This window comes from Phaeovulum sp., from assembly GCF_041596715.1.
Classification (GTDB): Bacteria; Pseudomonadota; Alphaproteobacteria; order Rhodobacterales; family Rhodobacteraceae; genus UBA6213.
In genome coordinates this window covers 1-5,572 of sequence record NZ_JBFHIA010000203.1, presented here as the reverse complement: position 1 = coordinate 5,572, position 5,572 = coordinate 1, and the positions used below count along the sequence as shown (strand labels likewise).

The following is a 5,572-nucleotide window of genomic DNA, read 5'->3' as shown; positions in this document are numbered from 1 at the left end:
TACCCATTTTCCACTCCCACCCGTTCCGGTTCGGATTGATACGTGCAACAGGGGCGCTTCCCGCCCCTACATCAAGCTAAATCCATTCTAGGTTTCACACAAAGGGAAATGTCGGGCCTGCGTCACTGGCGACTTGACCGCAGGTTGGCGCGGGTATCGCGCGCCGCAAACTGGCGCGGGGCAAGCCCAGTGTGATGGCTTGTATTGTCGTCGCGATCACATCTGTAGCAAATTATTGTGCGCTTTGTGTGAAGAGTTGTCTGGGCACGAAAACGAAAAGGCCCGGCATTGCGGTGCCGGGCCTTGCCATTCGTTTCAGCGCATCAATAGCGGTAATGATCGGCCTTGAACGGGCCTTCGACCGTTACGCCGATGTAATCGGCTTGTTCGGGGCGCAGTTCGGTAAGTTTCGCGCCGATCTTTTTCAGATGCAGGCGCGCCACTTTCTCGTCGAGCGCCTTGGGCAGAATGTAGACGCCGGGCGCGTATTCAGCGCCCTTGGTCCAAAGTTCGATCTGCGCCAGCACTTGGTTGGAAAAGCTGGCCGACATCACAAAACTCGGGTGGCCGGTGGCATTGCCGAGGTTGAGCAGGCGCCCTTCGCTGAGCAGGATGATCTTGTTGCCCGAGGGCATTTCGATCATGTCCACCTGATCCTTGATATTGGTCCATTTGTGGTTCTTGAGCGCGGCGACCTGAATCTCGTTGTCGAAATGGCCGATGTTGCCGACGATCGCCATGTTCTTCATTGCGCGCATGTGCTCGATCCGGATCACGTCGCGGTTGCCGGTGGTGGTGATGAAGATGTCGGCGTCGGCGACCACATCTTCCAGCACCACAACCTCGAAACCGTCCATCGCGGCCTGTAGCGCGCAGATCGGGTCAACCTCTGTCACCTTCACGCGCGCGCCAGCACCACGCAGGCTGGCGGACGAGCCTTTGCCCACGTCGCCATAGCCGCAGACCACGGCGACCTTGCCGGCCATCATCACATCGGTCGCGCGGCGGATGCCATCGACCAGCGATTCCTTGCAGCCGTATTTGTTGTCGAACTTCGACTTGGTGACGCTGTCGTTCACGTTGATCGCGGGGAAGGGCAGCAGGCCCTTCTTGTGCAGATCGTAAAGGCGATGCACGCCTGTGGTGGTCTCTTCAGAGACGCCCTTGATCGCGGCGCGCTGCGCTGTAAACCAGCCGGGGCTGGCCTTGAGCCGCTTTTTGATCTGGTTGAAAAGGCAGACTTCTTCATCCGAGGTCGGGACGGCGATCAAATCTGTTTCGCCCGCTTCGACCCGCGCGCCCATCAGGATGTAAAGCGTGGCATCGCCGCCGTCATCGAGGATCAGGTTACAGGTGCCACCCTCACCGCCGAACTGAAAGATGCGGTCGGTATATTCCCAGTATTGCTCTAGGCTTTCGCCCTTGATCGCAAAGACCGGCGTGCCACCTGCGGCAATCGCCGCCGCGGCGTGGTCTTGCGTGGAAAAGATGTTGCAACTGGCCCAGCGCACATCGGCACCCAGCGCAGTCAGCGTTTCGATCAGCGCGGCGGTCTGGATGGTCATATGCAGGCTGCCAGCGATGCGCGCACCTTTGAGCGGCTTTGCCGTGCCATATTCCTCGCGCAGCGCCATCAGCCCCGGCATTTCGGTTTCGGCAATATCGAGCTCTTTACGCCCAAACGCGGCAAGCGAGATATCCTTGACGATGTAGTCCTTCGGCATCCGCCGCACTCCTTGCTTTTAGTTGCACGCCAGATAACACCCGGGCGCTGTCTCGACAATGTTCCTACGGCCGGAATAGGGTGCAGGGATCAATTTGAGGTGAAGATGAAACAGCCCCGCGCCTGGCAACGGATGCTTTCGGGTCGAAGGCTCGACCTGCTGGACCCGACACCTCTGGATGTCGAAATCGAGGACATCGCGCATGGGCTGGCCTTTGTTGCGCGCTGGAACGGGCAGACGCGCGGTGACTGGCCCTATTCGGTGGCCGAACACTCGCTACTGGTGGAAGCACTGTTTTCGCGCGCAAATCCCGGTGTGGGCGCGCGCTGGCACTTGGCTGCGCTGCTGCATGACGCGCCCGAATATGTGATCGGCGACATGATCAGCCCGGTGAAATCGGCCATCGGTGCTGCTTATGGTGAAATGGACGCGCGGCTGGCCGCGGCCGTGCACTTGCGCTTTGGCCTGCCAGCGGTGCTGCCCGCCGCGATCAAGAAGGCCATCAAGGCCGCAGACCGGCTTTCAGCATGGGCGGAAGCGGTGCAGATTGCCGGGTTTTCGCGCGAAGAGGCTGATCGCCTGTTTGGCAAGCCCGCAGAGGGGGCGTTGGGCGGGTTGGCGATTCGGCTGCGGCCACCGGCTGAGGTGCGCGCGGATTTTACCGCGCGCCACCACGCGCTTCTGGCGGCCATGGCTGCCGCATAAGCCTTAGCGGCCCTTATGGACCGGGTCGAGCCTGCGGCGCGGGGTGTAGCCCCCGATGGCAATTGCCATAACCTCTGCTATGATGCGGATCATCGCCTGACCCTCCTTTTCCTCGCCTAATGTTCTCTTTTTATGCTCGAGACGACGAAGAAGGCGAGTCAGAAATATTTTGCAGTTGTTAGCTTGGCTTACAGATGAATGATATCGACTGGCACAGGATGCCCACCCTTGCGGCGCTGCGCGCCTTTGAGGCAACCGCGCGATGCGGGGGGTTCAGCGCGGCAGCGCGGCAGTTGAACGTTACCCACGCCGCCGTTGCGCAGCAGGTCCGCGCACTAGAGGACGAAATCGGCGTGCGGCTTGTCTGGCGCGATGGGCGCATGTTGCGCTTGACGCCCGAGGGCGAAAAACTGGGGCAAGCGCTCACCTCCGGGTTCGTCACGATGCAGGAAGGGCTTGCGGCGCTGCGCGATGACGCGCGACACAAACCTTTGACAGTGACCTTGCCACCCGCCTTTGCCGCCGAGTGGCTGATGCCGCGATTGGCCCGGTTCTGGAAGCGGCATCCCGATATTTCGTTGTCGCTGCTGCCAGACCGCCAAGTGGTCGATCTGCGGCACTCGGGTGCTGCAATGGGTATCCGGTTCGGTGATGGCCATTGGCAGGGTGTGCAGGCCGTTTTCCTGACCCCGGCCCCGCAGGTGGTGGTGGGCGCACCAGAACTGCTGGCAGGCCGCGCGAAACTGACGCTTGCGGAAATGGCCGCGTTGCCTTGGGTGCGAGAACAGGATTGGCCAGAGCAAATGGATTGGCTTAAAAGCATCGGCCTGCATCCGGCCAAGCTGAGATTTACAGAGTTTCCCAATGAGGAGCTTGCGCTTTCAGCGGTGCGCGAAGGATTGGGGCTACATCTGGAAAGCGCGGCGCTCGTCGAAGACGATATTGCTTCGGGGCGGCTGGTGCAGATTTGCGAACTTAGCCATGAAAGCCTTGGCTATTACGCCGTATTTCCACCTGGGCCAGTTAGCATTGCCGCGCAGGCCTTTACCACATGGCTAAAGGCAGAATTGTAGGGGCGGCCAAAGCCGCCCCCGCAATAGTCAGATCGCGATATCTTCTAGGCTTTTTCCCGAGGCAAGTGCCGCGGTTACCCAATGCGGTCTGCGCCCGCGCCCGCTCCAGGTTTCGGACTCATTGGCGGGGTTGGCGTATTTCGGTTTGGCGGGTTTGCGCTTGCGAATGCCGCTAAGTGCAGTCAGCTCGGCCAATGAATAGCCCAGCTTGCGAGCGGATTCTTCCAGCTCGGCCAGCGCCTGCTTTTTCTTGCGATCTTCGAAATCTGCAATTGCGCGGTCAACCTTTACGCGCAAATCCTTGAGCTCTTTCAGATCAAGGCGATCAAGCTCCATGTTTATCGGCATTCTTTTGTATTCCTGATTGGTAGTTCGGGATTCCTAACATAAACCAATTATAAACGATTACAAGTTAGCCAAAAAGGCTACCTATTAAGCTGAGTTTCACCAATAGGTTGTTATTTCGGGCTACGCTTGGCCAGAATACGCTGCAAAGTGCGGCGATGCATGTTGAGCCTGCGCGCAGTTTCAGAAACGTTGCGCTCGCAAAGTTCATAAACACGCTGGATATGTTCCCAACGCACGCGGTCTGCGCTCATTGGGTTTTCTGGCGGCGGCGGTAGCGATTCACCTTTGGCAAGAAGCGCGGCGGTAACGTCATTGGCATCGGCAGGCTTTGAGAGATAGTCGGTCGCCCCCATTTTTACCGCAGCCACTGCCGTAGCAATTGCGCCATACCCGGTCAGAACCACGATTCGTGCATCGGGGCGGGCATCGCGCAGTTGCTCGACAACGTCGAGGCCACTGCCATCTTCCAGCCGCAGATCGATCACCGCGTAAGCAGGTGCGCTTTGCTGCACGATGGCTTTTCCGGCGGCCACGCTTTCGGCGGCGTGCACGATAAAGCCGCGCTTTTCCATCGCCCGGCTCAACCGGGTCAGGAAAGTTACGTCATCATCGACAAGCAGAAGCGACCGGTCAGGCCCCAGTTCGGCAAAGTCTTCATCGGCCATGTTTAACCGCCCTTACGAGTTGCGCTTCGGATGGTTCTAGGCGGTTGTGTCGCATAGGTCAAACTGACTGTTTCGACGATCCTATTGCGTCGATTTCCAGACATCGACAAAGCAGGCTATGCGATCGGCCATTTCCTCGGGCGAATCATCGCGGTTGAAGTATTCTTGAAAGCCCACCGGCTCGGGAAACGTCAGGTAGGTCTGGGTGGAGTGGTCGATCAGGAAATACGGGTCGTTTTCGGGATCTTTCAGCTTGAAGTATGTCCGATAGGCGCTGCTTGCGGCGCGCAACTGCTCTTCGGTGCCGCTCAGGCCAACCATGCGCGGGTGCATGATGTCGGTAAAATCGGCCAGCAAGGCGGGCGTATCCCGGATATAGTCTACCGAAATGAACACCGGCGTCACGTCATAGCCCCGCTCGTCAAGCTGATAAACAGTTTCGGCATTGCGCGCGTTATCAAGCGGGCAGACATCGGGGCAGAAGGTATAGCCGAAGTAGATCAGCGACGGTTTGGTGATAACCTCCGCGTCGGTTACGGTCGCGCCGGTTTCGTCAACCAGCGTGAAGGGCCCGCCAATCGCTTCGATACCGCCCGCGATTTCACCTTGGCGGCACTGTGCGAAGATATCGTCACTGGCTGGCGCGCGCTGCGTGGCCCACCACGTCGCACCAAGTGCGACTGCGGCAATCGTCGCCGCTCCTACCGCATAGCTGCGCGTTGAAATCGACATCTCGCACTCCTGTTTTGCTTGCGCATTGATCCTCTAACGAGGAGCCTTTATCAACTATCTGCACGCGAATGTGAGCAGGGAAAACCGAAATGACCGCAACTGTTCACTCTTCGCGCGAATCCCATAGCGAATGGGTGCGCCTGCGAACACTGGTAAATCTGCGCTGGATCGCGGTTACTGGACAAATCGTCGCAATCGGCGTGGCGTGGCGGTTCTTTGACATCAACTTCGATCTGCCGCTGTGCCTGCTGATTATCGGCGCGACGGTCGTGGCAAACCTGCTCGGGATGCTGCATTTTCCCGAGAACCGCCGCCTGAGCGAAGT

At 58.9% G+C, this 5,572-nt stretch carries 6 protein-coding genes and 1 pseudogene; 3 read left to right on the top strand and 4 right to left on the bottom strand.

Features of this window, described 5'->3' with window-relative positions:
• Positions 1-323 precede the first annotated feature (323 nt).
• The gene (ahcY, locus tag ABY403_RS12755; protein ID WP_372841203.1) at positions 324-1,724 is read right to left on the bottom strand and encodes an adenosylhomocysteinase; all 1,401 of its coding nucleotides are present in this window, start codon (positions 1,722-1,724) and stop codon (positions 324-326) included.
• Between the two features lie 105 nt (positions 1,725-1,829).
• On the opposite strand from ahcY, the gene ABY403_RS12750 reads away from it, so the two are divergent.
• Both ABY403_RS12750 and ABY403_RS12745 read left to right on the top strand, forming a co-directional pair.
• Complete coding sequence (locus ABY403_RS12750) at positions 1,830-2,429, top strand: YfbR-like 5'-deoxynucleotidase (protein ID WP_372841202.1); 600 nt, start codon at positions 1,830-1,832, stop codon at positions 2,427-2,429.
• 194 nt (positions 2,430-2,623) lie between these two features.
• Positions 2,624-3,502: a LysR family transcriptional regulator gene (locus ABY403_RS12745; RefSeq protein ID WP_372841201.1), complete on the top strand. Its 879-nt coding sequence runs from the start codon at positions 2,624-2,626 to the stop codon at positions 3,500-3,502.
• 27 nt (positions 3,503-3,529) lie between these two features.
• On the opposite strand, the gene ABY403_RS12740 is transcribed toward ABY403_RS12745, so the two are convergent.
• From ABY403_RS12740 to ABY403_RS12730, 3 genes are all read right to left on the bottom strand, one after another.
• A complete protein-coding gene (locus ABY403_RS12740; protein ID WP_372841204.1) occupies positions 3,530-3,844 on the bottom strand; it encodes an H-NS family nucleoid-associated regulatory protein in 315 nt (104 codons plus the stop codon).
• A gap of 116 nt (positions 3,845-3,960) precedes the next feature.
• A complete protein-coding gene (locus tag ABY403_RS12735) occupies positions 3,961-4,515 on the bottom strand; it encodes an ActR/PrrA/RegA family redox response regulator transcription factor (protein ID WP_372841199.1) in 555 nt (184 codons plus the stop codon).
• Between the two features lie 81 nt (positions 4,516-4,596).
• The gene (locus tag ABY403_RS12730) at positions 4,597-5,247 is read right to left on the bottom strand and encodes an SCO family protein (protein ID WP_372841198.1); all 651 of its coding nucleotides are present in this window, start codon (positions 5,245-5,247) and stop codon (positions 4,597-4,599) included.
• A gap of 89 nt (positions 5,248-5,336) precedes the next feature.
• Between ABY403_RS12730 and ABY403_RS12725 the strand changes: the two are divergent.
• Positions 5,337-5,572, top strand: a pseudogene (locus tag ABY403_RS12725) (sensor histidine kinase); the annotation flags it as partial.

Excerpts from the sequence above, each read along its gene's own strand:
- ahcY (WP_372841203.1), bottom strand. The coding sequence starts at position 1,724 with ATGCCGAAGGACTACATCGTCAAGGATATCTCGCTTGCCGCGTTTGGG.
- ABY403_RS12750 (WP_372841202.1), top strand. The coding sequence starts at position 1,830 with ATGAAACAGCCCCGCGCCTGGCAACGGATGCTTTCGGGTCGAAGGCTC.
- ABY403_RS12745 (WP_372841201.1), top strand. The coding sequence starts at position 2,624 with ATGAATGATATCGACTGGCACAGGATGCCCACCCTTGCGGCGCTGCGC.
- ABY403_RS12735 (WP_372841199.1), bottom strand. The coding sequence starts at position 4,515 with ATGGCCGATGAAGACTTTGCCGAACTGGGGCCTGACCGGTCGCTTCTG.
- ABY403_RS12730 (WP_372841198.1), bottom strand. The coding sequence starts at position 5,247 with ATGTCGATTTCAACGCGCAGCTATGCGGTAGGAGCGGCGACGATTGCC.